General features: G+C 48.0%; 1 protein-coding gene. It reads left to right on the plus strand.

Translation table 11 applies throughout. The annotated features are described in order from the left end of the window. The coding region (locus EGI32_RS10935; RefSeq protein ID WP_255155419.1) for a hypothetical protein at window positions 1-300 on the plus strand (300 nt) is incomplete at both ends.

A 300-nucleotide genomic window follows, 5' to 3' on the forward strand; every position in this document is an offset into this window, starting at 1 on the left:
CGGCTACAGGCGGTACTGCACCCTATACCGGTACAGGTACTTTCACCAAAGGTGCAGGTACACACAATTTTACGGTAACCGACGCAGCAGGTTTGACTTCTATGGCTACTGTTACGATCACCGAACCAACCGCACTTACTTCTACTGTTACTTCAGGTACCATCACTGTAAACGGCGGTTCTACCACCATCACAGCAGGTGCATCGGGTGGTACGGCTCCATACACTTACAAACTGAACAACGGTTCATACCAGTCATCCAACACTTTCATCAACGTAATTGCAGGTACTCATACTGTAA

The organism is Ferruginibacter sp. HRS2-29 (assembly GCF_024343615.1).
Classification (GTDB): domain Bacteria; phylum Bacteroidota; class Bacteroidia; order Chitinophagales; family Chitinophagaceae; genus Ferruginibacter.